This window comes from Deefgea piscis (assembly GCF_019665785.1).
In the GTDB taxonomy this organism is placed as follows: Bacteria; Pseudomonadota; Gammaproteobacteria; order Burkholderiales; family Chitinibacteraceae; genus Deefgea.
Window position 1 is genome coordinate 782001 of sequence record NZ_CP081149.1, and the last position, 26270, is coordinate 808270.

General features: G+C 48.8%; 22 protein-coding genes and 1 pseudogene. 12 read left to right on the forward strand and 11 right to left on the reverse strand.

Translation table 11 applies throughout. The annotated features are described in order from the left end of the window. Nucleotides 1-18: 18 nt before the first annotated feature. A complete protein-coding gene (locus K4H25_RS03760) occupies nt 19-642 on the forward strand; it encodes a pseudouridine synthase (RefSeq protein ID WP_221022070.1) in 624 nt (207 codons plus the stop codon). Nucleotides 643-807: 165 nt separating this feature from the next. After that, nucleotides 808-1743: a pseudouridine synthase gene (locus K4H25_RS03765; RefSeq protein ID WP_221022071.1), complete on the forward strand. Its 936-nt coding sequence runs from the start codon at nt 808-810 to the stop codon at nt 1741-1743. A 22-nt stretch (nt 1744-1765) separates the two neighbouring features. Here K4H25_RS03765 and K4H25_RS03770 read toward each other — a convergent pair whose 3' ends face one another. Then, nucleotides 1766-2389: a helix-turn-helix transcriptional regulator gene (locus K4H25_RS03770; RefSeq protein WP_221022072.1), complete on the reverse strand. Its 624-nt coding sequence runs from the start codon at nt 2387-2389 to the stop codon at nt 1766-1768. A 484-nt stretch (nt 2390-2873) separates the two neighbouring features. On the opposite strand from K4H25_RS03770, the gene K4H25_RS03775 reads away from it, so the two are divergent. Both K4H25_RS03775 and K4H25_RS03780 read left to right on the forward strand, forming a co-directional pair. Beyond that, entirely contained in the window at nt 2874-4295 is a 1422-nt protein-coding gene (locus K4H25_RS03775; RefSeq protein ID WP_221022073.1) for a cation:dicarboxylate symporter family transporter, read from the forward strand. A 153-nt stretch (nt 4296-4448) separates the two neighbouring features. Beyond that, a complete protein-coding gene (locus K4H25_RS03780) occupies nt 4449-5780 on the forward strand; it encodes a CoA-disulfide reductase (protein WP_221022074.1) in 1332 nt (443 codons plus the stop codon). Between the two features lie 399 nt (nt 5781-6179). Here the strand turns inward: K4H25_RS03780 and yaaA are convergent, their stop codons facing one another. From yaaA to K4H25_RS03810, 6 genes are all read right to left on the reverse strand, one after another. After that, nucleotides 6180-6944: a peroxide stress protein YaaA gene (gene yaaA / locus K4H25_RS03785; RefSeq protein WP_221022075.1), complete on the reverse strand. Its 765-nt coding sequence runs from the start codon at nt 6942-6944 to the stop codon at nt 6180-6182. A 64-nt stretch (nt 6945-7008) separates the two neighbouring features. Continuing rightward, nucleotides 7009-7638 (reverse strand): response regulator transcription factor, encoded by a 630-nt coding sequence (locus tag K4H25_RS03790; RefSeq protein WP_173533130.1) that lies wholly within the window; start codon nt 7636-7638, stop codon nt 7009-7011. Between the two features lie 57 nt (nt 7639-7695). Further along, on the reverse strand, nt 7696-10005 hold the full coding sequence (locus tag K4H25_RS03795; RefSeq protein WP_221022076.1) for a PAS domain-containing sensor histidine kinase: 2310 nt from the start codon (nt 10003-10005) through the stop codon (nt 7696-7698). Then, entirely contained in the window at nt 9998-10993 is a 996-nt protein-coding gene (locus K4H25_RS03800; protein WP_221022077.1) for a 2-hydroxyacid dehydrogenase, read from the reverse strand. The genes K4H25_RS03795 and K4H25_RS03800 overlap by 8 nt, the downstream gene beginning before the upstream one ends. A gap of 4 nt (nt 10994-10997) precedes the next feature. Next, nucleotides 10998-11255 carry an RNA-binding protein gene (locus tag K4H25_RS03805; RefSeq protein WP_221022078.1) on the reverse strand — a complete coding sequence of 86 codons (258 nt, stop codon included), beginning with the start codon at nt 11253-11255 and terminating at the stop codon, nt 10998-11000. A gap of 139 nt (nt 11256-11394) precedes the next feature. Beyond that, nucleotides 11395-13287, reverse strand: coding sequence for a lytic transglycosylase domain-containing protein (locus K4H25_RS03810; RefSeq protein ID WP_221022079.1), 1893 nt, complete (start codon nt 13285-13287; stop codon nt 11395-11397). 295 nt (nt 13288-13582) lie between these two features. On the opposite strand from K4H25_RS03810, the gene glyQ reads away from it, so the two are divergent. The 6 genes and pseudogenes from glyQ (at nt 13583) to K4H25_RS03840 (ending at nt 19307) form a co-directional block, all read left to right on the forward strand. Then, nucleotides 13583-14476 (forward strand): glycine--tRNA ligase subunit alpha, encoded by an 894-nt coding sequence (gene glyQ / locus K4H25_RS03815; protein ID WP_182076293.1) that lies wholly within the window; start codon nt 13583-13585, stop codon nt 14474-14476. Nucleotides 14477-14492: 16 nt separating this feature from the next. Continuing rightward, a complete protein-coding gene (locus K4H25_RS03820; RefSeq protein WP_221022080.1) occupies nt 14493-14984 on the forward strand; it encodes a surface-adhesin E family protein in 492 nt (163 codons plus the stop codon). A gap of 44 nt (nt 14985-15028) precedes the next feature. Continuing rightward, a pseudogene (glyS, locus tag K4H25_RS03825) lies at nt 15029-17097 on the forward strand (glycine--tRNA ligase subunit beta). A 120-nt stretch (nt 17098-17217) separates the two neighbouring features. Further along, nucleotides 17218-17760 (forward strand): D-glycero-beta-D-manno-heptose 1,7-bisphosphate 7-phosphatase, encoded by a 543-nt coding sequence (gmhB, locus tag K4H25_RS03830; RefSeq protein WP_221022081.1) that lies wholly within the window; start codon nt 17218-17220, stop codon nt 17758-17760. A gap of 111 nt (nt 17761-17871) precedes the next feature. Then, complete coding sequence (locus K4H25_RS03835; protein WP_221022082.1) at nt 17872-18609, forward strand: lysophospholipid acyltransferase family protein; 738 nt, start codon at nt 17872-17874, stop codon at nt 18607-18609. 8 nt (nt 18610-18617) lie between these two features. After that, nucleotides 18618-19307, forward strand: a complete 690-nt coding sequence (locus K4H25_RS03840; RefSeq protein ID WP_221022083.1) for a M48 family metallopeptidase — start codon at nt 18618-18620, stop codon at nt 19305-19307. A gap of 179 nt (nt 19308-19486) precedes the next feature. On the opposite strand, the gene K4H25_RS03845 is transcribed toward K4H25_RS03840, so the two are convergent. After that, complete coding sequence (locus K4H25_RS03845) at nt 19487-19699, reverse strand: hypothetical protein (RefSeq protein WP_221022084.1); 213 nt, start codon at nt 19697-19699, stop codon at nt 19487-19489. 326 nt (nt 19700-20025) lie between these two features. Here K4H25_RS03845 and waaC point away from each other — a divergent pair, with 326 nt between their 5' ends. Beyond that, nucleotides 20026-20982: a lipopolysaccharide heptosyltransferase I gene (gene waaC / locus K4H25_RS03850; protein ID WP_221022085.1), complete on the forward strand. Its 957-nt coding sequence runs from the start codon at nt 20026-20028 to the stop codon at nt 20980-20982. Nucleotides 20983-21013: 31 nt separating this feature from the next. On the opposite strand, the gene K4H25_RS03855 is transcribed toward waaC, so the two are convergent. The 3 genes from K4H25_RS03855 to K4H25_RS03865 are packed head-to-tail and all read right to left on the reverse strand — an operon-like array spanning nt 21014 to nt 24957. Continuing rightward, on the reverse strand, nt 21014-22336 hold the full coding sequence (locus K4H25_RS03855; RefSeq protein ID WP_221022086.1) for a deoxyguanosinetriphosphate triphosphohydrolase: 1323 nt from the start codon (nt 22334-22336) through the stop codon (nt 21014-21016). Next, nucleotides 22333-23589, reverse strand: coding sequence for a putative bifunctional diguanylate cyclase/phosphodiesterase (locus K4H25_RS03860; protein ID WP_221022087.1), 1257 nt, complete (start codon nt 23587-23589; stop codon nt 22333-22335). Before K4H25_RS03860 ends, K4H25_RS03855 begins: the two co-directional genes overlap by 4 nt. 12 nt (nt 23590-23601) lie before the next feature. Then, entirely contained in the window at nt 23602-24957 is a 1356-nt protein-coding gene (locus tag K4H25_RS03865) for a cyclic di-GMP phosphodiesterase (protein ID WP_221022088.1), read from the reverse strand. Between the two features lie 221 nt (nt 24958-25178). Between K4H25_RS03865 and K4H25_RS03870 the strand changes: the two genes are divergently transcribed. After that, entirely contained in the window at nt 25179-26267 is a 1089-nt protein-coding gene (locus tag K4H25_RS03870) for an ABC transporter ATP-binding protein (protein ID WP_221022089.1), read from the forward strand. The last annotated feature ends 3 nt before the right edge of the window (nt 26268-26270 follow it).

The window sequence follows — 26270 nt, forward strand, 5'->3', positions numbered from 1 at the left end:
TACTAGACAATTGTTGCCATGCCTAAATTGATTTTATTTAACAAGCCTTACGGTGTTATTTGCCAGTTTTCACCGAGCCCACCGCATCAATGTTTGGCTGATTACGTTTCCGTGAAAGCAGTCTATCCTGCTGGTCGTTTAGATACCGACTCAGAAGGGTTGCTCTTGCTTACGGGGGATGGTGCTTTACAGCACAAAATTACCGACCCGAAGCATAAACTGGTTAAAACTTATTGGGTGCAAGTCGAAGGCATCCCCGACGATGCCGCGCTGGCGGCTTTGCGCGCGGGGGGCTTGGATTTGGGTGATTTTAAAACGCAGCCCGCCGAGGCACGTCTAATTGAGCAACCTGAGTTAATCTGGCCACGCGTGCCGCCGATTCGTGAGCGTGCCGCGATTCCAACATCGTGGCTAGAAATAAAAATTTCCGAAGGCAAAAATCGTCAAGTACGGCGGATGACCGCGAAAGTAGGGTATCCAACGCTGCGTCTTATTCGTTATGCGATAGGCGCTTATACCCTCGATGATATTGAATTGGGCAAGTGGATCGAAATGAGTGTGCCTGCGGTACATGTTCCGACACCAAAACCGGCCGGCAAACCGAAACAACGCGGCCGCCGTGGACCAAATAAGGTACGTTAATGCTTCAAGAAAAAATCTTTCAACGCAGAGGCGCAGAGACGCAGAGGAAAAGCAAGGGCGGGGAGTACCTCTGCATCGTCTCGCTGATTCCTGATGAAATTAGTGTTCATCTTTTTCTCCGCGCCTCTGCGTCTCTGCGTCGGATTTTCAATGCGAGGCCGATCAATGGCTAAACCCATCGCGCCGATTCCGCATAAAGACGGCATCGCGCCGAGTTTTGTTGGTCTGCCACAAGGTGACTGGCCGCTGGTGCTGGACTTTTTGATTGCGCGTTTTCCGCACGTCGCTGCGGACGATATCCGTGGCCGTTTGCTGCGCGGTGAAGTCGTCGATGAAGCTGGCACGCCGTATGGTGTCGATTCTCCGTACCGTGCCGGTACGGTGCTGTGGTATTACCGACCGCAGCCCGAACCGCTCACCGTGCCATTTGCCGAAACCATTCTGTATCAAGACGATATTTTGCTGGTGGTGGATAAACCGCACTTTCTACCGGTGACTCCCGTTGGGCGTTACGCGCTAGAAAATCTGCAAACACGTTTGCGGCAGCGTTTGGATAATCCTGAAATTACCACCTTGCATCGGCTGGATAAAGAAACCGCAGGCGTAATTTTGTTTTGCCAACAGCCTGCGCATCGCCATGCTTATCACGCGCTATTTGAATCGCGGCAAGTGCAAAAAACCTATGAAGCCATCGCTGGATTTCGCCGCGATTTAGTTTTGCCCTATGTACATCACAGCCGTATCGAAAATCGTGATGACGCATTTACCGTGCAGGAAGTTGTGGGCGCACCCAATAGTGAAACGGCAATTGAGCTGATTGAACAACGTGGCGAATATGCGCATTACCGTCTTGCGCCACACACTGGGCGTAAACATCAGCTGCGTGTGCATCTGGCCGGATTGGGGATTCCGATCGTTAACGATGCATGGTATCCAGAGCTGATGCCTGATAAAGGCAACGATTTCTCGTCGCCGCTGCAATTGTTGGCCAGAACGATTGAATTTGTCGACCCGATTACCGGCGAGGCGCGGCAGTTTAGCAGTCAGCGCGACTTAGTTTGGCCGGCGGCGCCATCATTGATAAACGTAGGGCTCGATTGAGTAGCCAATAGACGCTAAGGCTTTAACCGTTTTTCAAATAGCGATATAAAGTCGGTTCGGAAATTTCGAGGATATGGGCGGTTTTGGCGACAAAACCGCGAATCGAAAATAAACCTCGCTGCTCTAAATCTTTAACGACCTGCGATTTTTCTTCGGCAGACATCCTTGCTGGGGCTATTGGATATTGCTCCAGTACGCTTTGCAAAATATCTTGGCCAACATCATCGACCGACATCGAGAGTGATTCTTGATGAGTTTGTTCTGGCTCGTTGGGCAGCAATTTACGGATTGATTCTTGTAAATCGAGCAATCTTTTATCGTCGGTATTGATACATAACATCGCGGTGGGTTCACCGTCTTCCCCATTAATAATCAGTGTTGAAGAACGCAGTAACACGCCTCGATGGGTTTTGCTACGGTAATTGAGCTTATAGCTAACGCCGTCCGATTGGCGATACTCTTGCACCATACGTAAAGCTAAATCGGTGGCGGGTGCACCGACTTGACGTCCAGAGAGATGGCCGTTGCTAATTGCAACCAAGGAGGCGTTGATATTGGAAAGGTCATGCACTACGACCTCAGAGTCCTCACCTAATACGCCGGCAATGAAGTTCACGAGTAACTCGGCATCAATCTGTATTTTCATGGTGGAAGTGACTAAATGAAATTTATCTTGTTAAGATTCTAACAATCTTTTTAATAAAAAACCAATCAAAACAATGTCTTTGAGTCGCTTGTTCTTTGCTGTTTATGGTTTGAGTAACGGCGATTTGCTTCATTTTTACATAGAAATCAATGATCTTCGCCGCTCTATTAATGAGATGATAGAGCGATGCTCAAGCCCAAGTCTTGGTTTAATAATAAATTATCGTCATGAATGTTTTTTTTCAGAAACGGCCATAGACTTGATTTGGGTCAAGTGAATTCAGTGCTAATCCCTTTATCTTGGTGCTAGGGAACTGATTGGGGGCATGTAAACCGCAAGATTACATGATGCTAAAGATTGTTTGGTTGGGTAATGAAAGCCTCACAGACTCAATGCCTTGCCATAAACGACATGCTCGATTTCCGTCATTCAGATAATGATGAATTAAAAAACGCTTTAATTATTGTAAAAAGAGGCACTAACAATGCATGACACAAGCCACGCCATATTTCATGGGGTTTTTTTTGAGAATTTCTTATCAATAACCCACTATCAAACACTGATTGCGATTGCGCTGTTGCTGGCGTCGTTCTGGGTATTAAAACAATTACAAAACAAAAAAATTGATTTCTCTAAGCGCATGTTGGTGAGTTTAGTGCTGGGCTCTGGGTTGGGTTTGCTAGTGCAAGCGTCGGTTGGGTTTCCAATGCAAGCCAACACGTGGATGCAAGAAACCGCAACATGGTATGGCTTAGCCGGTCGTGCATTTATTGCCTTCATCCGTATGCTGGTGATTCCTTTGATTTTTGTTTCCATCGTCAAAGTGATTCTAGATTTTTCGGGTAAAGAAGACTTACCAAAAATCGCTTTCCGTGGGATTTTCTGGTTGCTGTTTACGACTGCAATCGCCTGTGTTCTCGGTATCGTATTGGCCAACGCATTTGGCTTGGGTTATGGCGTGAGTGCTGCTACCGGTGCGGCAGAAATCAAGCAATATACCAATTTGGTTGATACGCTAGTTCGTTTGATTCCAAGCAATATCGTCGTTGCGATGCACGGTGAAAACATTGTTGGCTTAGTGATTTTCTCTGCCTTGCTGGGTATTGCTGCAACCCGAATGGAAAAGAAAAATCCAGAAGTGATTGGCGCGTTTAAAACCTTGATTTTCGGCCTGCATAAAATCGTGATGTCGGTTGCAATGACCGTGATTAAATTTATGCCATATGCCGTGGTGGCCTTGTTAGCCCGCACTATTGTCAGCAATGGTATCCCTGCGATTTTAGAAGTCTCTAGTTTTGTCGCTGCGGTTTATATTGCGATGGCGCTGATTATGCTGTTGCACGTCATTATTGTGGCTTTGCATGGCGTTTCACCGGTGATGTTTGTTAAAAAATCAATCGGTACTTGGTTGATGGCGTTTACCAGTCGTTCTTCTGTGGGCACTTTGCCGATGACGATTTCAACGCTGACCAATCGTATGGGTGTGAATAGTGGCACTTCAAACTTGGTGGGCTCATTAGGTAGTACGATTGGTATGAATGGTTGTGCCGGTTTCTTTCCTGCGATGATCGTGGTGATGGTGGCGCATATGGTGGGGATTGAAACCAATATGCAGTTTTACATCATGATGTTGATTGTGGTGACGATTGGTTCAATTGGTATCGCCGGTATTCCAGGTACGGCAACCGTAGCCGCAACGATTGCCTTGTCGGGTATGGGCATGGGTGAGCACTTTGCACTGATTGGTATGGTGTTAGCGATTGATCCGGTGATCGATATGGCTCGTACCTTGGCCAATGTATCTGGCACCATGACTGCTGCCGTTGCTACGGATCGCGAAATGGGCCTTATGGATATGACGGTGTTTAATGACCCGAATGCCGGTTTAGATAGCGAAGAAGTTTAAGTTAAATTGAGTTAAATAGAGCGGAGCGGCATAGGGGTATCGAGCATCGATGCGACCTTGCCGCTCGAATTGTTTTTAGCGCTCAATCGGCCAAGCCGATGAGTGTATGAATTGAAATGAGAGCCGATGGCTCGCAATCCATGGAGTAACACAATGAATTATTTAATCTTGGGTGCGAATGCAGCAGGGATGTCGGCGGCAGTACGAATTTTAAAATTTGATAAAACCGCCAACATCACGGTGCTTGAAAAGAGCGATGTGGTGTCATTTGGTGCCTGCGGGATTCCTTATTATGTGGGTGGCGAATTTAAAGACATCGAGCAAATGACGGCGCGCTCTTTGGCGGAATTCACCAAAATTGGCATTGATGTGCGCTGTTTTCATACCGTAACTGGGCTGGATGCGGCCAGTAAAACCGTTTCCGCCGTCAATGCCGAGCAACAAACGCAAACCTTTACCTACGACAAGCTGTTGATTGCGGTTGGCGCGTCGCCAGTACAGCCTCCGATTCAAGGTTTAAAGACACAAAACGTCTTCACGATGCACTCTAAGCGCGATGCGCAACTGATCGTCGATCAGTTAGAGCAAGTGCAAAACGTCGTCGTGATTGGCAATGGCTTTATTGGTATTGAGGCCAGCGAAGCATTGCGTGAACAGGGCAAAAACGTCACTTTGATTGGTCTATCAGGTCGGGTGCTCGAAACAATTTTTGATGCTGAAATCAGTGCAATTTTAGAAGAATCACTCCAGCGCCATGGCGTGAATCTACGCAATAGCGAAATGGTGACGGAACTGGTGAGCGAACAAGGCCGCGTGCATCACGTGGTGAGTAATCTGGGCCAATATCCCGCCGATATGGTGATCGTCGCAGCAGGGTTTAAACCTAATACTGACTTTTTAGCGAGCAGTGGTTTAACGTTGTCCGAGCAAGGCGCGATTGTGATTGATGCCCAGTGCCAAACCAATTTGCCTGATGTTTATGCTGCAGGCGATTGCGCGACAGTACCGCACCGCATCAGCGGTACGGCGTATATTCCATTGGCCACGACGGCCAATAAATTAGGCCGTATTGTGGGTGAAGTCATGGCTGGGCAGCCAAGTCAATTTGTGGGTACCTTAGGCTCAAGCGGTATCCGTGTATTTGATATTGAAGCGGGCCGCACTGGAATTACTGAGTTAGAAGCGCAGCAGCAAAATATCGACTATGGCACCGTCTGGATTAAAGACAAAAACCACACCGATTACGTGGCAGCGCAAAGTGAAATGTGGGTCAAACTGATTTATGAGCGCAGCACGCGCCGTTTACTCGGCGGCCAAGTGTGTGGCGCTTATCTCGGTGGTGCGGTGCACCGCGTCGATGCTTTGGCTGTCGCAGTTTATAGCGGCATTACGGTTGAAGAGCTGGGCTTTATGGATTTCATTTACGCACCGCCATTTGCCAGAACGTGGAATGTTTTGAATATCGCCGGTAACGTGGCCAAGTAAGTCATCGTCACCTGTCGCAATAAAAAAAACCGCACCAGTTAACAGGTGCGGTTTTTTTTATTGTTTGGGTATTTCTTGCTAGGCTATGTTGAATAAGCGATAAGGTGATATACCTGTCGTATTTTTCTGGGTAATGTTCAAATTTGGTGTTGATGGTTTTAAGTGCCTGCGGCACATTGTTTTACAGTCGCAGTCCGCGACGGGGACCCTCTTTCTTTGATTCGCCAAAGAAAGAGGGGGAAAGAAAGGCGCTTTTGATCACGCCCAGCTCCGCTGTGCCCTCGATTGTCGTGAGCCAAACGATAAAACCGTTTGTCTCTGACTCACTCGGTGCGCTTAAACGGGATTTTAAGCCCCAGCTCGACGAGCGCGGCACAGCATCAACATCTGAATATTGCCTTACTCTGCCATTCGGCGGAAAACCCAGCGTTGCTTCTCACTATTGTCGGCATCAAAAGCATAGCCATCTAAATCAAAATGCTTCAAATCATTAGCATGGGTAATGGCATTAAGCGCGGCGTAACGCACCATTAGGCCACGCGCACGTTTGGCGTAGAAACTGATGATTTTGTATTGGCCATTCTTAAAGTCTTCAAAAATCGGCGTAATCACTGGCGCGTTTAATTTTGCTGGGCGAATCGCTTTGAAATACTCTTCGCTGGCCAAATTAACAATCTCTTGCTGCTCAAGCTCATTGACCGCTTCGGTAATGGTGTCGCCCCAGAAATCGTATAAATTTTTGCCGCGCGGATTGCTCAGCTTGGTGCCCATTTCTAGGCGATAGGCTTGCATCAAATCATGTGGGCGCAATAGCCCGTATAAACCCGACAAAATACGCAGATGTTGCGCTAGATAAGCATGTTGCTCGATGGAGAGCTGCTCGGCTGCCAGACCGGTATACACATCGCCCATAAAAGCCAATACTGCCGCTTTGGCGTTTTCGGGATTAAAGTTGGCTTGCCATGAATGATAACGGCCAAAATTGAGCGTTGCTAAGGGATCTGACAGTTTCATCAGCTTGGCAATCTCGGCGGGCGTTTTTTGACGTAAGACGTCGATCAATTGCTGCGATTGCGCTAAAAAATCTGGCGTCGTCTGCGGTAAACCCGCTGGCGTGGGGCGAGTGTAATCCAGCGTTTTGGCTGGAGAAATAAGCATTAACACAACAAAATCCTTTAGGTATTGAGTTGTAGCCCATAATAAATATGGGCTACATGGTCATACGGTATTAATGTGGTTCTACGCCGGCATCGCGTAAGCGCGCTGCGAGTTCCATTGCAGTTTTAACCTGCATTTTTTCTAAAATCCGCGCGCGATGCACTTCGACGGTTTTCATCGAAATCGACAAATCATCGGCGATTTGTTTATTCAAACGACCCGTGAGTATCAATTTCATCACTTCGCGCTCGCGCGGCGTTAGGCAGGCCAAACGCTGATCAACTGCAGTTCGGGTTTGCCATTCTTCGCGGCTAAGCTGATCTTGCGATAAGCAGCTTTCGACTAAATCAACAATGTCATTGTCAGAGAATGGTTTTTCGATAAAGTCGGCAGCGCCTTGTTTGAGTGCCGCCACCGCCATTGGCACATCACCGTGACCGGTAAGGAAAATAATCGGTGGGCAATAGTTAAACGCTTGTAGCTTATTAAATAGCTCCAAGCCGCCCATGCCCGGCATCCGTACATCAAGCACGAGACTACCGTAATCTTCTGGGCGGTAGCTGGCTAACAAATCTTCGGCGCTGGCAAAGGTATTGACTTGATGGTTTCGCGTTGAGAACAACCAAGAAAGCGCGTCGCGAATCGCGTCGTCATCATCCACAATGGCGATTTTTCGGGTATTTGGGCGATCAAGGTTCATAAATTGAGTGCTCCTGCAGTGAATAGCGATGACAAATTGCTGAAAATTACGTCGCGATTAGGGCTCACCAGCCAAACTTTCTTGTGGCAAGGGCAAGGTGAAGATAAAGCGACTGCCGCCGCCTGGATTGCCCTCGACCCACAGTCGGCCTTGGTGGTGCTCGATAATTGAGCGGCAAATGTTTAAACCCATTCCCATCCCGGTATTTTTTGTTGTGTAAAAGGGCTTAAACAATTGTTCCATTTGTTCAGGATTAATACCAGTGCCGCGATCCGCAATAATGACCGATAAAAAGTCTTTATTGGTGCTAATGCTTAAATCGAGCGTCCGATTAGCAATCGGCGTGTCGTGCATGGCCTCAATCGCGTTTTTCATCAGGTTAAACATAACTTGTTCCAGCATCACCGCATCGGCATACACAATCGGTAAATCACGCACTTCGCCGATAGTGAGCTTGACTTGCTGTTTGGCCACTTCGGCGGCGAGTAATGTACGCACTGTGTCAACCAAATCGGCCACCTCGCAGGGCTTGCGGTGCGGCGCGCGGCGCTGCACAAATTCACGAATCCCAGAAATAATTTTGCCCGCGCGTTTGGCTTGGCCGGCCATTTTTTCGATGGCTTGATCTAGCTGAGCAATATTGGGTTCGGCTTGCGACAGCACGTTGCGGCAGCCCGTGGCATAGCTGGCAATGGCGGCTAAAGGTTGATTGAGCTCATGCGCTAAGCTGGACGCCATCTCGCCCATGCTGATCAAGCGCGTGGTTTGTTGGAGTTGCTCGTTTTGCTGGCGTTCACGTTCTTGGGCATTTTTAAGCGCGGTGATGTCGGTGGCGATTTCGAGCCAAACTTCTGAGCCATCGACCCAGACACTGCTGCGGCTTTTAATTTGATACCAGTGGCCACGATACGCGTCGAACCATTCGGTTTCGACCGGTGCACCTTTACGGCGTGGCGTATATGGCAAGGCGCAGTAGCGGCCATGCCAATCGGGGATATTAAACGCCCGATCAAACTGCCGATTGGTGAGGAGCATCTCGCAGCTGGCCGCGTCGCTGACCGAAACGGCCGCTTCTAGGCCATTGAGCACATTTACAAAACGCTCATGGGATGCTTGCAGCGCATTTCGCTCGCGTTGTAATTCCGTAATGTCGTAAATCGAGCTAATCCAGCCGGTATGCTGGCCGTCACCATCAATCAGTTTGGCGGCATAAAGCCGCACGTCAAAGCGCTCACCATTGGCGCGCATAAAGCGCATCTGATATCCAGACGGTTCGGCGCGTCCTGACAAAATCGCTCGATACACGGCAGTACAGCGATCAAGATCTTCTGGTGGCCAATACGGCATGGTTTGGCTTTGGCCGAGCAAATCGTCGGCGCTATAGCCCACCATATCGCAAAAGGCTCGATTGATATAAATCAGGTGGCCATCCTTATCCATCGCCCGAATGCCGGTAACTAAAGAGTTTTCCATCGCTTCACGCATAGCGGTTTCTTGCCGCAATTGCGCTTCGATATTGTGCCGCTCTTTAATGTGTCGCCGCAGCGCCCAAGTTGAGGCGAGCATCAACATGGAGAGTGCAATCACCGTGAGTGTGAGTAAGTATTGTTGCCAGCTGCGTTGCTGCTGATACACCGTCGCTTGCAACTGAAATTGATTTGGCGCCAAATCAAAGTCGATTGCTTGATGTAAGCCGGTTGGATCTAGATTGCGATTAAATTTGCTGGCGATGGTTTCGCCGTTTTCAGTCAACGAAATTTGATAGCGCTGCGCAATCCACCACGGAACTTGCTGTTGCAACAAGGTATTGAGATTGAGAATGGCGACTAAGGTGTGCCGCCCATGGTAATTGAGGCGAACAGGCGTCACAAAGGCCAATAATGGCGTTTGATTTTGCCCTTGTAACACGGTACTAAATTGGGGCTGATTATTAACCAAGACCACACTGCGCGCAGCGACCAAATTGCGATGATTTTGTGGGGGCAACAGGTCAGGGCGATTGAGTGGATGTTGCCAGCGCACTTGATTGGTTTCATCGATGTATTCCAAACTCATCACTTCGGGCGAGTCTTGCAAAATCGATAAATAGCGTCCACTAAATTCGGCCGAGCTTAGACCATCAGTGACAATGACATCAGCAAGGCCATCGAGCTGATGCTGTAGATTTTCAAGACGGTTTTTGAGCGCTTGTTTTTGCCACAACAGGTCTTGCTCGAGTGTGCTGGTGATGGCTTGGTCTTCTTTGTGCGCAGTTTGAATTAAAAACAGAGCAAAAACTAAGGCAAACAAGGCGGCGGCAAATGGGGTGATGGTGAGTAGCCAGCGGGAAATCGTTGGCTCCTCGACACGGAACTGCTTTTTAGGCACTGGCTTTTACCTCGTTGCCAAGGGGACGTTGTTGGATGAAATCATCGATGCTTTGTAAAACAGAATGCGCAATATTGTCGAGTGCTTCGGTGGTTAAAAAACCTTGATGCGAAGTAATCACCACATTTGGAAACGTCGTTAAGCGCGCCAAGATATCATCTTTGAGCATGCTGTCTGAGAGATCCTCAAAGAACACCCCTTCTTCATGCTCATAGACATCAAGACCAACGCCACCAACGTGACCTGACTTGAGCGATTTAATCAGTGCCAGTGTATTAATCAAGCCGCCACGGCTGGTGTTGATTAAGACGACGCCCGGTTTCATTTGCGCCAACGTGGTCGCGTTAATCATATGGTGTGTGGTGGGAAACAGCGGCGAATGTAAGGAAATAATATCGGCGCGTTTGAATAGCTCTTCTTGCGTCACAAACTCACAATCCACAGCGCATTGCGCGGGGGGATAAGGATCATAAGCGAGTACTTTGCAGCCAAACCCACGCGCAATGCGCGCGGTGGCCAAACCGATTTTGCCGGCGCCGACAATGCCAAATGTGCGGCCGTGCACGTTAAAGCCTTCTAAGCCATCAAGGGTAAAGTTGCCATCACGAATGCGGTTAAAGGCGCGGTGCGTTTTGCGAACCAAAGTCAGTAGCAGCGCAAACACATGCTCGGCTACGGCTTCGGGAGAATACGCGGGGACTCGCGTGACAATGATGCCATGTGCGGCGGCGGCTTTTAAATCCACGCCATTAAAGCCCGCGCAGCGCAAGGTAATGAGTTTGACGCCAAGCTGGGCGAGTTGGGCAATCGTGAACGCATCGAGCTTATCATTCACAAAGGGGCAAACAACGTCAAAACCTTGTGCTAAGGGTACGGTTTTGGCGTTGAGCCTATCATCAAAAAAAACGATATCGTGATCGAATTGGACATTGGCCGCATTGATAGCGGTCTTGTCGTATTGCTTGCTATCAAAGACGGCGATCCGCATCGGTTTAGTCCTTAAAGTTATGCGTCACGGTGGCGTTCAGGTGAAAACCTTGGTAGTGATAGCCGTTTAATTTATTGGCTAAAACATCGCCCAGCGTATGCGGTGCTTCAGCGGGATATTGCACCAAGGCGATGACATTGCGCCCAGCCCCTTCGCTGACGGTAATTTCAGTCGGAATTGGTGCGCCCAATTGTTCGACCAAAAGTGCGACAACATCTTCACTACTCGTTGCAGGAGGGAAGTTACCAATAACAATTTTCATGATGAATCACCTCAATTTTAATGGTTGGTCAGACGAACAAGGATTTGTAACAACGGTTTTATTAAAGCCGGTATGTCATTAATTAAAATCGTGCCTATCGGCGAAATGCCAAGTCGTAGCGACAATAGGCACGACATTTTTATTGTGCGGCAGGCACTTTATCTAAGCGTCGGTTCAATTGCGTTGGGCTGTCTTTAAAATAATGCGCGTAATGGCTGGCATTACTCAGTACTTTTTTCACGTAGTCGCGGGTTTCACCAAACGGAATGGTTTCAATGTAAATCGTCGGGTCTAGCTCGCGATCTGCGCGCCATTTTCTGGCATTGCCCGGGCCCGCGTTATAACCCGCAGTAGCTAAAATCGCATTGCCGTTAAAGTTTTCCGCCCAATAGGCCAGGTAATAAGTGCCCATTTGCAGATTGCTGGTGACGTCAGTAATGTCGGCTGAGCTGAAGTCGCTGATTTTCATTTTACCTGCAACCCATTTGGCGGTATTGGGCATCAATTGCATTAAGCCCGCTGCGCCAGCACTAGAACGAATATCGCTAATAAAACGACTTTCTTGGCGCATTAAGCCATAAACCCACGCTGGATCTAAACCTTGCTCTTTAGCGGCTTGCTCGGCTTCTTCGCGATAGGGCGTTGGGTAGCGCAAGGTAAAGTCATGAATTTTTTGCGTGCGCTCGGCGGTATAAATACTGCGGTCGTACATTTTATTTTTACGGGCTAATTCAGCCGCGGCCAACAATTGCGTATCGCTTAAGCCTTGCATGGCGAAATTCCATTCGCGATTAGCTTCAACTCGCCAGTTTTGCTGATTCAAGCTCAAAGCACGCACGACACCGGGTAGGGCCGCAACAGCATTGATTTCTTCAGGTTTGCTGGTGTAGGGCGCGCGTGATTCTTGCAGCATCGCGCCGAGTTTCTCTTGCGCTAATAAGCCGTAATAATCAAAGCCATCGGCTAATTTGAGGTAAATCTCATTGGCGGCATTGGTTTTATTTTGCGTCTCATAAGCGCGAGCTAGCCAATAGCGATAGGTGTTTTTGGCCTGTGTTTCTGCTGGAAGCGCCTTAATGCGAGATTCGACGGCATTCCAATCTTCGGCGCGTAGTGCTGAGCGAATAAACCAAGCTTGATCTTCTTCTTCTAAATCATTCATATCGGCTTTACTCAGCCAAAATGAGGCATTGGGATGGTGACGCCGCGCAGCGCTTAAGCCCAGTTGCTGCCAAGCAAAACGCTGATCTGCTGCGGATAAATTCGGGCTCAGTTGTTCAATAATTAGCGCGGCTTGTTCTGGGTTTTTGCGGCCAATTAACTCTAAAGCATAAAGTTGTAATTCAAGATTGGCACGGCCGGCGGCATTGAGTTGTTTAATTTGTTTGTCGGGTGCGCTATTGATTGCAGCCAGAGTTTTGGCAGAAAACTCGCTTGGGCTGCCAACGCGGCTGCTGAGTTGTCGAGCAAAATCGGCGCGATTAGCCGCTAAAGCTTGGCGAATTCGCCACCATGCATCGTTTTCACTCAGGCTGCCATTGGCAAATAAAGTATCAAAAATTGGATTACACGAGGCGGCGAGTGGTTTTGCGGTAAACCACAGGGCTTTATTGGCTTTAAGCGTTGAATTGTCGTTACGCGCTTGCGCAGCTTGGCTTTTAAAGCACTGCAATTCAGCCGATGGCGAATCGATCTTGGCGTATTCTTGCTCGAACGATGGCCATGCTTGGCGGCGGGCTAATTCTTTAATCCAGTCATCACGAAAGCGATTGGCCAGCGGCGTATTGGCGTAGCGATTTAAAAACTGATTGGCATCGTCTTCGCTGATTTGTTTTAGCTGCAGCGTGAGCCAATAGTAGTTTGGATACATTTCTAGCGGCTTGCCCTGATTGGCATCGCTGATTTGGGCCAGTCGCGGTAAATCGCGCGCGCGAACAGCTTGGCGCAGTTCATCTAAGTCGATGTTGGCAAAAGCGCTGGCGCTGAGTAATAAATGGCTACTGAGAAGTAGGGTAACTGAGAGTGCGCGCATAGAAATTAAACCGTGAAGGTGGCGTGCTGGACGCCAAAAAGCTTAAGCATAACAAGAACGCCGACTTTCTGGCGCGCTTATCTACAATATTTCTGAGTAAAGGCGTAAGAAAACGTTTTTTGCTGGGTGGCGCAGTGTTTTTTAGCCCATTTGCAGCGCGAAGCGGCTTTGTTGCGGCGCTAAGGCGCGGTGAAATTGCCACGCCGCGACGCTCATTGCGAGCGAGCTGCCACGATGGCGGCAAAAACAGGTAGAATTCATTGATTAAAGAACTGTGCCGTGCGCCAAGAATCCTATGCTGACTTTTCAGGAAATCCTTCTCAAGCTCCAAACCTACTGGGCTGGGCACGGCTGTGCCTTGCTGCAGCCTTATGATATCGAAGTAGGTGCAGGAACCTTTCATACTGCGACCTTTTTGCGCTCAATCGGCCCAGAGCCTTGGAATGCCGCTTATGTGCAACCTTGCCGCCGTCCAAAAGATGGGCGTTATGGTGAAAATCCAAATCGTTGCCAGCATTATTACCAATACCAAGTGGTACTCAAGCCATCGCCGGACAATATCCAAGAATTATATCTAGGGTCATTGCAAGAGCTGGGTATCGACACCTCAGTGCACGATGTGCGCTTTGTTGAAGACGACTGGGAAAGCCCAACCTTGGGCGCTTGGGGTCTGGGTTGGGAAGTGTGGCTTAACGGTATGGAAGTCACGCAGTTTACTTACTTCCAGCAAGTGGGCGGTCTAGATTGCAAGCCGGTATTGGGCGAGATCACTTATGGTGTCGAGCGTCTAGCGATGTACCTGCAGGGGGTAGATAGTATCTACGACATCGTTTGGACGGTGTACCCGAATGGTCAAAAAGTCACTTATGGCGATATTTATCACCAAAACGAAGTCGAGCAATCGATTTATAACTTCGAGCAATCGAATGTGCCGTTTTTGTTTGATCAATTCAACCATTTTGAATCTGAAGCCAAACGCTTGATCGACGGCGGCTTAGCCTTGCCCGGTTTTGAAATGGTGATGAAATGCTCGCATATGTTCAATTTACTGGATGCGCGTGGCGCGATTTCAGTGACTGAGCGTGCCGCTTATATTGGCCGAGTTCGCAATCTAGCGCGTCTGGTGGCGCAAGCGTATCACGACAGCCGCGAAGCATTGGGCTTCCCAATGTGCCAATTGCCGGAATAATCCACAGGGGCTCGCCATGTTGCTTCGTTGCAGTTTACTCAGCGCAGTATTGCTATTGAGTGCTTGCGATAAGAAATTCAATGACGGCGTGAAGGGCCCTGTTGCCGTGCCATATGCCAAGGCGGAATGGCGTAGTTATGGCAAAACTGCGGATTTTGAAATGCTGGTCGATGCCAATTCAGTGCAGCATGATCCGCAATATTCAGAAGCCAACTACACCTTTGTTTGGATGTTGCAGCGATTTAATACCGATCAAACTGACGAAGTCGGCCAAGGCCAATATCGGCTGAAGTACACACGCTCAGCGATCCATTGTGACTCTGGCCGTATGGCTGGCGTGGCCGTGGCTTTGCACGATAGCGAAGACGAAGAAGTCGCCCGTTATGATGTACCGGGGTTTCAGTGGGAATTCACCGACCCGGCCAAAGACAGCTATGGCGCTGATTTTATTCGACAAGTCTGCAAGATCATGAGCGACAAAGACGCCGCACAACAAGATGACGCTTAGGTCAACGACCCGCTGGGCAATGAACTTAAAAAAAGAGAAACAGCATGAACCCAACACTGCTTATTGAATTATTAACGGAAGAACTCCCCCCAAGGCGCTGCCTAAATTGGGCGCGGTGTTTGCCGACACAATTTTTGCTGAATTACAAAAAATGGGCTTTGTCCCAGCGGATGCGCAATACACCACATTTGCGAGCCCACGCCGTTTGGCAGTGAGCATTGCTAATGTGGCGGCAGTTCAGCTTGAACAAGCCATTGAAAAACGCGGTCCAGCGGTTGTAGCTGGTTTTAAAGACGGTCAGCCAACACCGGCCTTGCTTGGGTTTGCGCGCTCTTGCGGCTTGGCGGCTGACGCAGTCAATAGCTTAGAAAAGCTGCACGACGGCAAGCAAGAAGTGTTTGTTTTCCGTATGACCAAAGCCGGCCAAGCATTAGACGAAGTGCTGGCTGGTATTGTCGCTGCGGCATTAAAAAAACTACCCGCGCCAAAATTAATGCGCTGGGGTGATCGTGACGGCCAATTTATTCGTCCGGTGCATGGCTTGATGATGTTGCACGGCGATGCCTTGATTGCTGGACAAATTTTGCACCTGAACTCACGACGCAGCACATTGGGGCATCGCTTTTTATCGAGCGGTGAGCTGGTGCTGTCTAATGCCGATGATTACGCGCGTTTGCTCAATGAGCAAGGCCGCGTTATTGCCAGCTTTACCGAGCGCCGAGCCTTAATCGGTGAACAACTGCAGGCGGCCGCCGCGGCACTCAATGCCACGATTGCTGCTGATGATGCTCTGTTTGACGAAGTAACTGCCTTGGTGGAATGGCCAGTGGTGTTGAAAGGGGAATTTGAAGCTGAGTTTCTCGACGTGCCACAAGAGTGCTTGATTTTGACTATGCAACAAAATCAAAAATATTTCCCGCTGCTCGATGCTAATGGCAAATTGATGAATCAATTTTTGCTGGTATCGAATTTGCAAACGGCTGATCCTAGCCACATTATCAACGGCAATGAACGCGTGTTGCGCGCACGATTATCTGATGCGCAATTCTTTTTTGAGCAAGATAAAAAAGCCAAACTCGATACCCGCGTCGGCAAATTAGCCAATGTGGTTTACCACAATAAAATTGGTTCGCAACTGGAGCGCGTTCAGCGCTTGGAAAGCATTGCCGGTGAAATCGCCAAATTACTCGGCGCTGATGTCGGTAAAGCCACACGTGCGGCTTACTTGGCCAAGGCCGATTTGTCGACCGATATGGTGGGTGAGTTTCCAGAGTTGCAAGGGATTATGGGGCAATATTATGCCGTGCATGATGCTGAAGATGCGGATGTAGCGTATGCGATTGCAGCCCATTACAAACCTAAGTTTGCGGGCGATACCCTACCAGAAGGCGCGACAGCACAAGCGGTTTCTTTGGCCGATAAATTAGAAACCTTAGTCGGCATTTACGGTATTGGCTTGATTCCGACTGGCGACAAAGATCCATTTGCATTACGCCGCGCAGCGCTGGGTGTATTGCGGATTTTGCTCGAGCAGCCACTCGATTTGAAAGCTTTACTCAATATTGCTGAAGCCAGCTTCCCAGCGGGCTTAATTAAAGCCGGCACGGTCGATGGTTTGTATGGCTTTATGTTGGAACGTCTGAAAAACTTATTGGCGGCGGAATACCCAGCAGCGGATATCGATGCGGTGTTGGCCAAATCGCTGACGTGCTTTGACGACCTCACCGTACGTTTGGCGGCGGTCGCTGAATTTAAAGCTTTACCAGAAAGCGCGGCGCTCGCTGCGGCAAATAAACGCATTCGCAATATTCTGAAAAAAGTCGAAGGCGATTTGCCGGCATTAAATGCCGCTTTAATTGGCGCCGGTGCCGAACAAGCCTTGTTTGCTCAATTGCAAGCTTTGCAACCGGCGGTTGAAAGCGCATTGGCGGTCAACGACTTTACTAGTGCACTCAAGCAATTGGCGGCATTTAAAGCGCCAGTGGATGCCTTTTTTGATTCGGTAATGGTCATGAGCGACGATTTGGCCGAGCGTGGCAATCGTTTAGCGTTGTTGTCGCAACTGGCTGATTTGATGAATCGCGTTGCCGAATTATCATTATTGGCCGATTAAATTGGCTGACGGCGGATTGAGCGTGCAGCTTCATGTGCGATTGATCCGCTGATTTTATTGGTCTTATTCGTCGCTGAGGACGAAAATCTCGCTCGATATTCAAGGTTAAGGATGCAAAAAATGAAACTCTTAATTTTGGATCGGGATGGCGTCATCAATGCAGACAGTCCTGATTATATTAAGATGCCCGAAGAGTGGCTGCCGATTGCGGGTAGTTTAAATGCGATTGGTGAACTCACGCGAGCAGGCTGGACTTTGGTGGTCGCGACTAACCAAAGTGCAATTGGACGCGGCATGATTGATGTGGCCACACTCAATCAAATTCACAGCAAAATGCATAAAGCGGTGCATCACGCTGGCGGTCATTTGGACGCGGTTTTTTTCTGTCCGCATGCGCCAGATAGTGGCTGCAGTTGTCGCAAACCGGCGCCTGGTTTGATTTTAGATATTGCCAAGCGCTTTCGTGTTGATGTCAAAGATTGTTATATGGTCGGCGATTCACTGCGTGATTTACAAGCGATTGCGACAGCGGGCGGGCGCGCTATTTTAGTTAGAACCGGCAATGGCATGAAAACCGAAGTCCGTGGCAATTTACCCAATGGTACTTTGATTTTTGATGATTTGGCGGCTGCCGCCAATTGGCTAATGTATTCGGCAGATTAAGCTGCTGCCGCTCAAACCATCAGCTGCGGGTGGTTTGAGTTTTCGCTTATTTTTACTAGCGCTGTCGTTGTTAGTTTTCCCATTCTGCTTTTTTTCGCGAGTCTACGTTACATGATCTGGTTGCGCTCTATTTTGTATTGGTTGCTACTCATTATCATTACGCCGGTTTTTACCTTGATCGCCATTGTGATTTTGCCGCTGCCTGCTGTGATGCGAAATCGAATTATTCGCTGGTGGTCGGTGATTTTACTCAAATGGTTACACCTCACTTGCGGGCTTAAATTTCGGGTGGAAGGCGCAGAAAATATTCCCGAAGGGCCAATGATGATTATGTGTAAACATCAATCGGCGTGGGAAACCATGGCGCTGCAATTGATTTTCCCGCCGCAAGTGTGGGTCATGAAACGCGAATTACTCAAAATGCCATTTTTTGGCTGGGCATTGGCGACTACATCGCCGATTGCGATTGATCGCGGCCAGCGCGCTGCCGCGCAGCGGCAATTGATGGAGCAAGGTAAAGATCGTTTAGCCAAAGGTTTATGGATTGTGATCTTTCCAGAAGGGACGCGAATTAAACCCGGTGAGCGTGGTCAATATAAACAAGGTGGCGCGCGCTTGGCATTGGATTTGAATGTACCGATTGTGCCCGTGGCGATGAATTCGGGTGAGTTTTGGCCGAAAAATTCTTTTTTAAAATGGCCGGGAGAAATCACGGTGCGCGTGGGTGCGCCGATTGCTTCGGAAGGTAAAAAATCCTTAGAGCTGATTAAAGAAGTCGAAAACTGGATCGAAGGGCAGATGGACGAAATCAGCGGCCGTGGCCCGTGTTTTGAGCAGAAAAAAACATAGGTATTTACTTGCAGTACATATTTAAAAATAGCTCTGGCGATATACCCTATCAAGTGAAGCGTAGCTCGCGGCGGCGAAGTATTGGTTTAAAAATCGATACGCAAGGCTTAACGGTGATTTTGCCGCAAGGCGCTGCCGAGCGTGAGGCCGAACGAGTGATCCAACTCAAGTTAGCGTGGGTGCGCGCTAAATTGGCCGAACGGCGCGATGCGCCAGCGCTCGTGCTGCCGAATTTATGCTGGGGGGCGAGCGCCCTTTATCTGGGCGAGCCATTGGTGTTGCAACCGGCGTTACGCAGCCAACTTAGCGCTGGGGTGTTGTCGTTATGCGCGGCCAACGAAGCTAAAATTGCACCCGCTTTAATTCGCTTTTATCAACGTGCAGCCCAAGTGTATTTGGCTGAGCGCTTGGCATTGTGGTCAGAGCGCATGGCGCTGCAGCCCCAAAAGTGGCAGTTGTCATCGGCCAAAACCCGCTGGGGCAGTTGCACTGCGGCGGGTGACATTCGCTTGAATTGGCGCTTAATGCAAGCGCCAGCCAGCGTGATTGATTATGTGGTGATTCACGAATTGGCGCATTTGGCACAAATGAATCATTCGGCCCGTTTTTGGGCGATTGTTGCCAAAGCCTGCCCAAATTGGAAAACTGAACGTGATTGGCTCAAGCAGCATGCCGTGGCCTTGCTGGCTTGGGGCTAATTTGGGTTTGGTCTTTAAAAGCAGGCTTAGCCTTATCACTTCGCCGCGCTTATCTGCGCGGGTTCAGCATCTCATTTTGCTTATTTCTCTGCTCATCCTTAATAGTCATTGTTTTAAATTGAGTTGTGAAGTCGCCGCCGCTCGCCAAAAAATCAAAAACGCCAGACGTCATTGACTGACTATTGATCTATAAGTGGCACGACTTCGACGCTGGCTTGCGGTGTAGGGCTTGGGGTATTGCTCGCAGGCTTGGATGCGCTCATCGCATCGATTGCCATACCCCCGGCAGCAACCGTTCCGGTTGCCACCATTTTGGTCGCGTCATAAGCCAAGCCAACCGCGCTGGTAGTCACGCCAACGGCAACTGAACTAACTAGGGCCGCGGTAGTCACAACGGCACAACCATTGAGAAATAAGGTCAAGCAAAGCACGATGGATAATTTAAACACTCGGTAATCCGCAATCGATAGAAAGGCATGGATTGTCGGCGACTTGGCGCGATTGGTCGAGATAAAAAAGCACTCAGTAAAAAACTGTAAGGGAGTAGATATTACTAGGTAGATCTGGTTTAATCCATTGCGATTGATTTTAATGCTCGCTGCTTAAATGATTGGCGACGATGCCTTGCTAAACAATAATGGTTTTTTATTTAGCGATTTAATCGAATTTATTTAGATTCCCCGTTTTTGTTTTTGTAAAATTAAGCATTTAGGTAAGAATGAAAAAAATTCTGATTGCAAAACTCACCTCGCTGGGTGATATTTTATTCGTCATGCCAATGATTAGTGATATTCAATATCATTTCCCAGACGCACAGATTGATTGGTTGGTGGATGCGCAATTTGCTGAGTTGCCGGCAATGCATCCGGCAATTAATCGAGTGATAGCCGTGCCTTTGCGCGGCTATAGGCGTAAATCAATCCGGCAAAATTGGCATGTTATTCAATCGGCAATTAAGCAATTGCGTTGTGAGCATTACGATGTCATTTTAGATTGTCATGGCATGATTAAATCGGCGTTATTTAGTCAAGTTGCTAAAGCCAAATTAATTATTGGGCCACCCGATTATCGTTTAGGAGAAAAGGCCGCGCGTTGGGCTTATCATCGGCAAGTGGTGCCTGATGCCAATTTGCCCGCAGTCGCTTGGTATCGCAGTTATGCCGCATTAGCACTGAATTATTCAATTGAAACTGAAATTGATTTTGGTCTGCAAGCCGATGAATGTTTACCGAGCTGGCTGCCGGCCAATCGTCCGTATGTGATGTGTTTTCATGCCGCATCCAAGGCCGAAAAAACTTGGCCAGTGGCGCAATGGTTAGAGGTATTGCAGCCCCTAGAACAGCAGGGCGTGATGGCGATTTTGCCATGGGGCACCGAGGGCGAATATGCGGTGGCTCAGCAAATCGCAGCGGGATTAAAACTGGCGATGGTGCCGCCTAAATTGACGATTGCTCAGATTGCCAGTTTGATTCGCCATGCTGATTGGTCGATTGGGGTGGATACCGGCATGACGCATTTGGCAGAAAACATGGGCCGCGCCACGATTGCGCTGTATACGCAAACCGATTCGGCCAGCTATCACCCAGTGTGGAATACCCAAGCTTATTCTTTGGGTGGGCAAGGGGTAGTTCCACAGGCGAAGCAAGTGTTAGCCATTATGGGTATTGCTGCCTAATCATTGTATTTAATGATTTAGGCGGCAATACCTATCGCCCCATGCCGCCAACTTGCTGCGCTAAATAAGTGGCATAGTTATCGGTCATGCCACCGATAAAATCGAGCACTCGGCGGTAGGCTTCGATTAATGGCCATTCTTTTTTCGGCGCGTTGTAATCCATTAAATCAAGCACTCGGCGCATGCGAAAGGGCATTTCTGCGCTGATATGCTGCTCGTAGGCGGCGGTGCAAAAGGCGCTGAGTAAGATTTCTAAGCAGGTAAATGAGCCGACTTCGATTTCAATTTTGCGGCGCTCGTTAAAAATCCGGTCGCGCGCCAGTTGTTTAGCTTCGGCCAAGCCCAATCGCATGCTGGGTGGACAATCATTGAGTAAATCACCTTGGTAAGTGCCCGCCATAATCCGCTCATAGTGCGTCATAAAGGTGGCGGCCACATCGCGGATGCTGCGATCAATGGCTTTGCCGCGCAGTAGCGAGATTTTGCGCCGGGTGGAGGGCGCTGCGGCGACTTCGAGTTGCAACAGACTGGTTTCGCCGCCGCAAATTTTCATCAGTAAAGGTTCAACCGTTTCATACGGTAGTGTGCCTATTTCAATCCCGTCTTCTAAATCTAAAATGGCGTAGCAAATATCATCGGCCGCTTCCATTAAATAAGACAGGGGATGGCGGGCCCATTTATTGGTTTCCAGTAGTGGCAGGCCGAGTTCTTCGGCGACATTGGCTAAGATTTTTAGCTCGGATTGATAGCAGCTAAATTTGCCTTTGGTTCCGGCAAACTCACTGCTCCACGGGTATTTGAGCGTGGTGCCCAGCGTGGCATAGGTGAGGCGCAGGCCACCATCAAAACGATGGTTTTCAAGCTGAGTGATGATGCGAAAACCTTGTGCATTGCCTTCATACGTCATCAGATCACGGCGCTCAGCAGCGGTGAGCGTTTGCATTAAATACGCTTGCTCGGGACGGCGAAACCAGTCGCGAATGGCGTATTCGCCAGCGTGACCAAATGGCGGGTTACCGATATCGTGCGCCAAACAGGCCGCTTGAACGATGCCGCCCAAATCAAATGGACTGACGTGCGCGGGCAGTTGGCCTTTGAGCTGCTCGCCAATCAGCACGCCTAAGCTGCGACCAACGCAAGCGACTTCGATGCTGTGGGTGAGGCGGGTATGGACATGGTCGTTTTCGGTCATCGGATGCACTTGGGTTTTGCGTCCCATGCGGCGAAAAGGCGAGCAAAAAACGATGCGGTCGTGATCTTTGTGGTAATTGCTGCGTCCCGCTTCAAAATCGGGAAGGCTGCCATCATCGACACCTAGGCGGTTGGCCGAGAGCAGTTGTTGCCAGTTCATCATGCGGCTTGCTCCATACGTTGGAAGTAGGCTTTAAAGTCCGCCAGTGAGACAGGGCGACTGTAGTAAAAGCCTTGTATTGTGTCACATTGATGCTGCTGTAAAAATGCGGCGGTAGCGGCGTTTTCGACGCCTTCGGCGACCACGGTGAGCTGCAGACGATGGGCGAGTTCGATAATGCTTTGCACAATCGCCGCATCTTTGTGGGAACTAGCCATTGATTGAATAAAGCTGCGATCAATTTTAAGCTCATCAATCGGCAGCCGCTTTAAATAGGATAAAGAGGAGTAGCCAGTGCCAAAATCGTCCAAAGACAGCAGGCAGCCCATTTGTTTGAGTTGCTCTAATTGTTTCAGGGCGGCTTCAATATCGGCAATGAGTGCCGATTCGGTTATTTCTAACACTAGGGTATTGGCTGGAATATCCCATACTTCAAGCGCGTTAGCGATATACATCGCTAAATTTTTATCCGCTAAATTACTTGGGCACAGATTGATACTCATTGTGCCGCGATAGCCTTCGCTGCGTAGCAAGGCAAATTGCCGCAAACCCGATTGAATGACCCAGCGGGTCAGTGTGTCCATTAGACCCAGATGTTCAGCTACTTCAACGATTTGATCGGGCGGCACTTGCCCTAAGACGGCGTCTTCCCAGCGTAATAAAATTTCAGCACCAACGATGTGCTGGTTTTGGCTATTGATTTGCGCTTGAAATGCTAAATGAAAGCGATTTTGTGCCAGCGCTTCGCGTAATGGCGCTTCGAGCCGCGCCAGTTGTTGGCCGAGCCAATCGCGGTTTGGGTCATACACGCCAATTTGCTCTTGTGCAAAATCACGCGCCGCGATCCGCGCTGAGTTAAGTAAATCAGGCATGTTTTCGCCATGCTCTGGGTAAATAGCAATGCCAATATGCGGATGTAAATGTTGTGGTGTTTCTGGGGCTTCGCATAATAAATATTGCGCGCGATTGGCCGCCAGTAGTGCATGACTAATGCCGGCAATATTGGGAATTAATAAGCCCAGTGTTTGGTGGTCAATATGAAATAATTGATCGTTTTCGCGTAATAGGCTGCGTAAAGCAATGGCCATTTGTGCGACAACGGCGCTTTGTTTGGGGCGATGTGGTCGATGGCGAACTTCAATATGTAATACGCCGCAATATCGGCCACTGTGCGTGTGTGAGATGGCCGTCGTTAAGCGTTCAATATGGCGGATTTCGATCTCGTTCAGATCGTGAGCAAAGGCAGTCGCAGACATCGGGATTTATGTTTATTCCAAAAAAAACTCACGGGGATCAATTTGATGCGCGCCGCGCGGTAACTCTCGGCGAATATTGATCGGCAAACCACTCGGTAAGCTGGGGTTGGTAATGAGATCAAGCGTATGCGGTTTGGCGTAGGGGTGTTTATCTGGACCTAAAATAATCAGTAATTTAGGCTTGAGACGACGCACCCGATTTTGGCCAATGACAATACCGACCTCGCCGGTGGAAAGCTCAACGAGGGTACCCACATGAAATATCCCAACGCATTGTGAGAACTGCTCAATCAGGGCCGGATGGAAATACCGTTCGCTCCATTTATACATCAGTTGTAAAGCTTCATGCGCTGACTTGGCATTGGAATAACTGCGATCACTCGTGAGAGCAGTAAAACAATCGACAATGCCCGCCATACTGGCAAACATGCCGATGCGCTCGGCCTTGAGCCCCAATGGATAGCCGCTGCCGTCATAGCGTTCGTGGTGGCGCGCCACCATATCAAACACATCAATCGAGATGCCTTCCATTTGCGACAGAATATCTAAGCTGTGATTCACGTGCGTTTTCATCAGCATAAATTCGCCCGGGGTGTAGCGCCCCGTGCGGGTTAATAATTCGGGTGGCAAGCGCATTTTGCCCACGTCGAGCATTAAACCGGCCATGCCCAAATTTTGTAATTCGGCGCGGGGGTAGCCCAAGTGACGGCCAAAAGCGAGTAAATACACCGCTGAATCAATGGAATGGGCGTAGGTGTATTGGTCGCGATCTTTCAGTTGCGTTAGCCAAAGTAGGGCATTGGGATTACGGATAATTGAGCCAACTAAATCTGAAACTACTTCATTGATTTCTTCTACCTTCGGCTGTAAATCTTGGCGAACCGCTTCCATCAAACTAAGTACCAAACGCTGCGCCGTTTGATGTGAATTGCTGGCCGTTTTTATTTCTTGCTCAACCGCCGCAGTATCATCATAAATGACAATATCTGCGCTAAGTGCTGATGGGGTGCTGGTTGCCGATTGCTGACGCCAATTAGCAAACAGCTTACGCAGTTCTCTTAATATATTGAGTCGATCATGGCGTTGCTCTACAGCGGCTTTGTCAAAAGCAGGCGGATTATGTGGCAGATATCGACTAGACTCGATTTGATCTGTCGCTGTGAGTAAAGACGTCCATTGCGCGATTCCGCCGACAGAGCGATTCAGATCAAGGGTGATATATTCACAGTGATTATGCAGTAATTCGATTTGCTGGTGACTTTCAATTAAAAAGCCTTGCATTAAAAACGGAGTGTCAAGCCAAGGGCGATCGAGCTCGCTAACGAACTGGCCCAATTGTAGTTTGACAACAGGAATGCGAATTTCCACTTGCGAACCCATGTCGGCAGAGATGAACTGAGCAATTATATGCGTTCTGCGTACAATTCTTGCTTGATTCCGGAGAAAACCGTGTTTTTGCTGAAATGATGCTGCCACAATGCGACATTTGGGGGCTATTGGGCTTTATTTCATCGATATCGATGCAGTATTGGTCGCCCCTCTGCGCGTTATCTTGTTAAAATATAGGGCTAATTGTATAGAGGATAATCATGGCATTGCTGGAAATCCGTGATGTAGTAAAACAATTTGGTGATTTTACTGCAGTAAACCACGTGAGTTTGTCCGTTGAAGCGGGCGAGTTTTTTACGCTGCTCGGCCCATCTGGCTGTGGAAAGACAACGCTATTACGGATGTTGGCGGGTTTTGAACAACCTGATTCCGGTGAAATTATTTTGGATGGCGTCAATGTGGCAGGTGTTCCGCCAGAGAAACGCCCGGTGCACACCGTATTCCAAAATTACGCTTTATTTCCACATATGACCGTGGCGCAAAATATTGCTTTTCCGCTCAAAATGGCCAATGTGCCGGCTGAAGAGTTAAAACAGCGCGTAGCGGAAGTCTTAGAAGATGTGCAATTAACGCCTTTTGCCCAGCGCTTTCCGCATGAGATGTCGGGTGGCCAACGCCAACGCGTTGCGATTGCGCGCGCCTTGGTTAATCGTCCGCGCTTATTATTACTGGACGAGCCATTATCTGCGCTGGATGCTAAATTACGCGAAGAAATGCAAATTGAATTAATTAATTTGCAAAAAGAAGTCGGCATTACCTTTGTGTATGTTACCCATGACCAAGGTGAAGCTTTAGCCTTATCGCATCGAATTGCGGTGATGAATAAAGGACAAGTGGCACAGTTGGATGTGCCTGAAGTGATTTATAGCCATCCAAAAAGCCGCTTTGTGGCTGATTTTATTGGGCAATGTAATTTGCTTGATGGCACGATTGTGGCCATTGGCCATGATCGAATGCAAGTTGAAATTGCCGGTGTTGGTATTGCCGAAACCTTGTTATTGCCCGACGTTAAAGTGGGACAAAAAGGCACGCTAACGCTTCGCCCTGAAAAAATCAAACTCGCCGCGACTTTACCATTGGATGTGGCCGATGAAGTTCATTTCAAAGGCAAAGTACACGATTGCTTATATTTGGGTGATGTGACGATTTATGTTATTGAACTAGAGAATGGCATTTTGGTCGAAACCATGTTGCCGAATTCTGCGCCAGGACGGGCAAAATTCTTTGATGATAATGACTTGGTCGAATTGGCGTGGCGTTATGACGCTGGCCATTTTATTTTGAGTTAAACC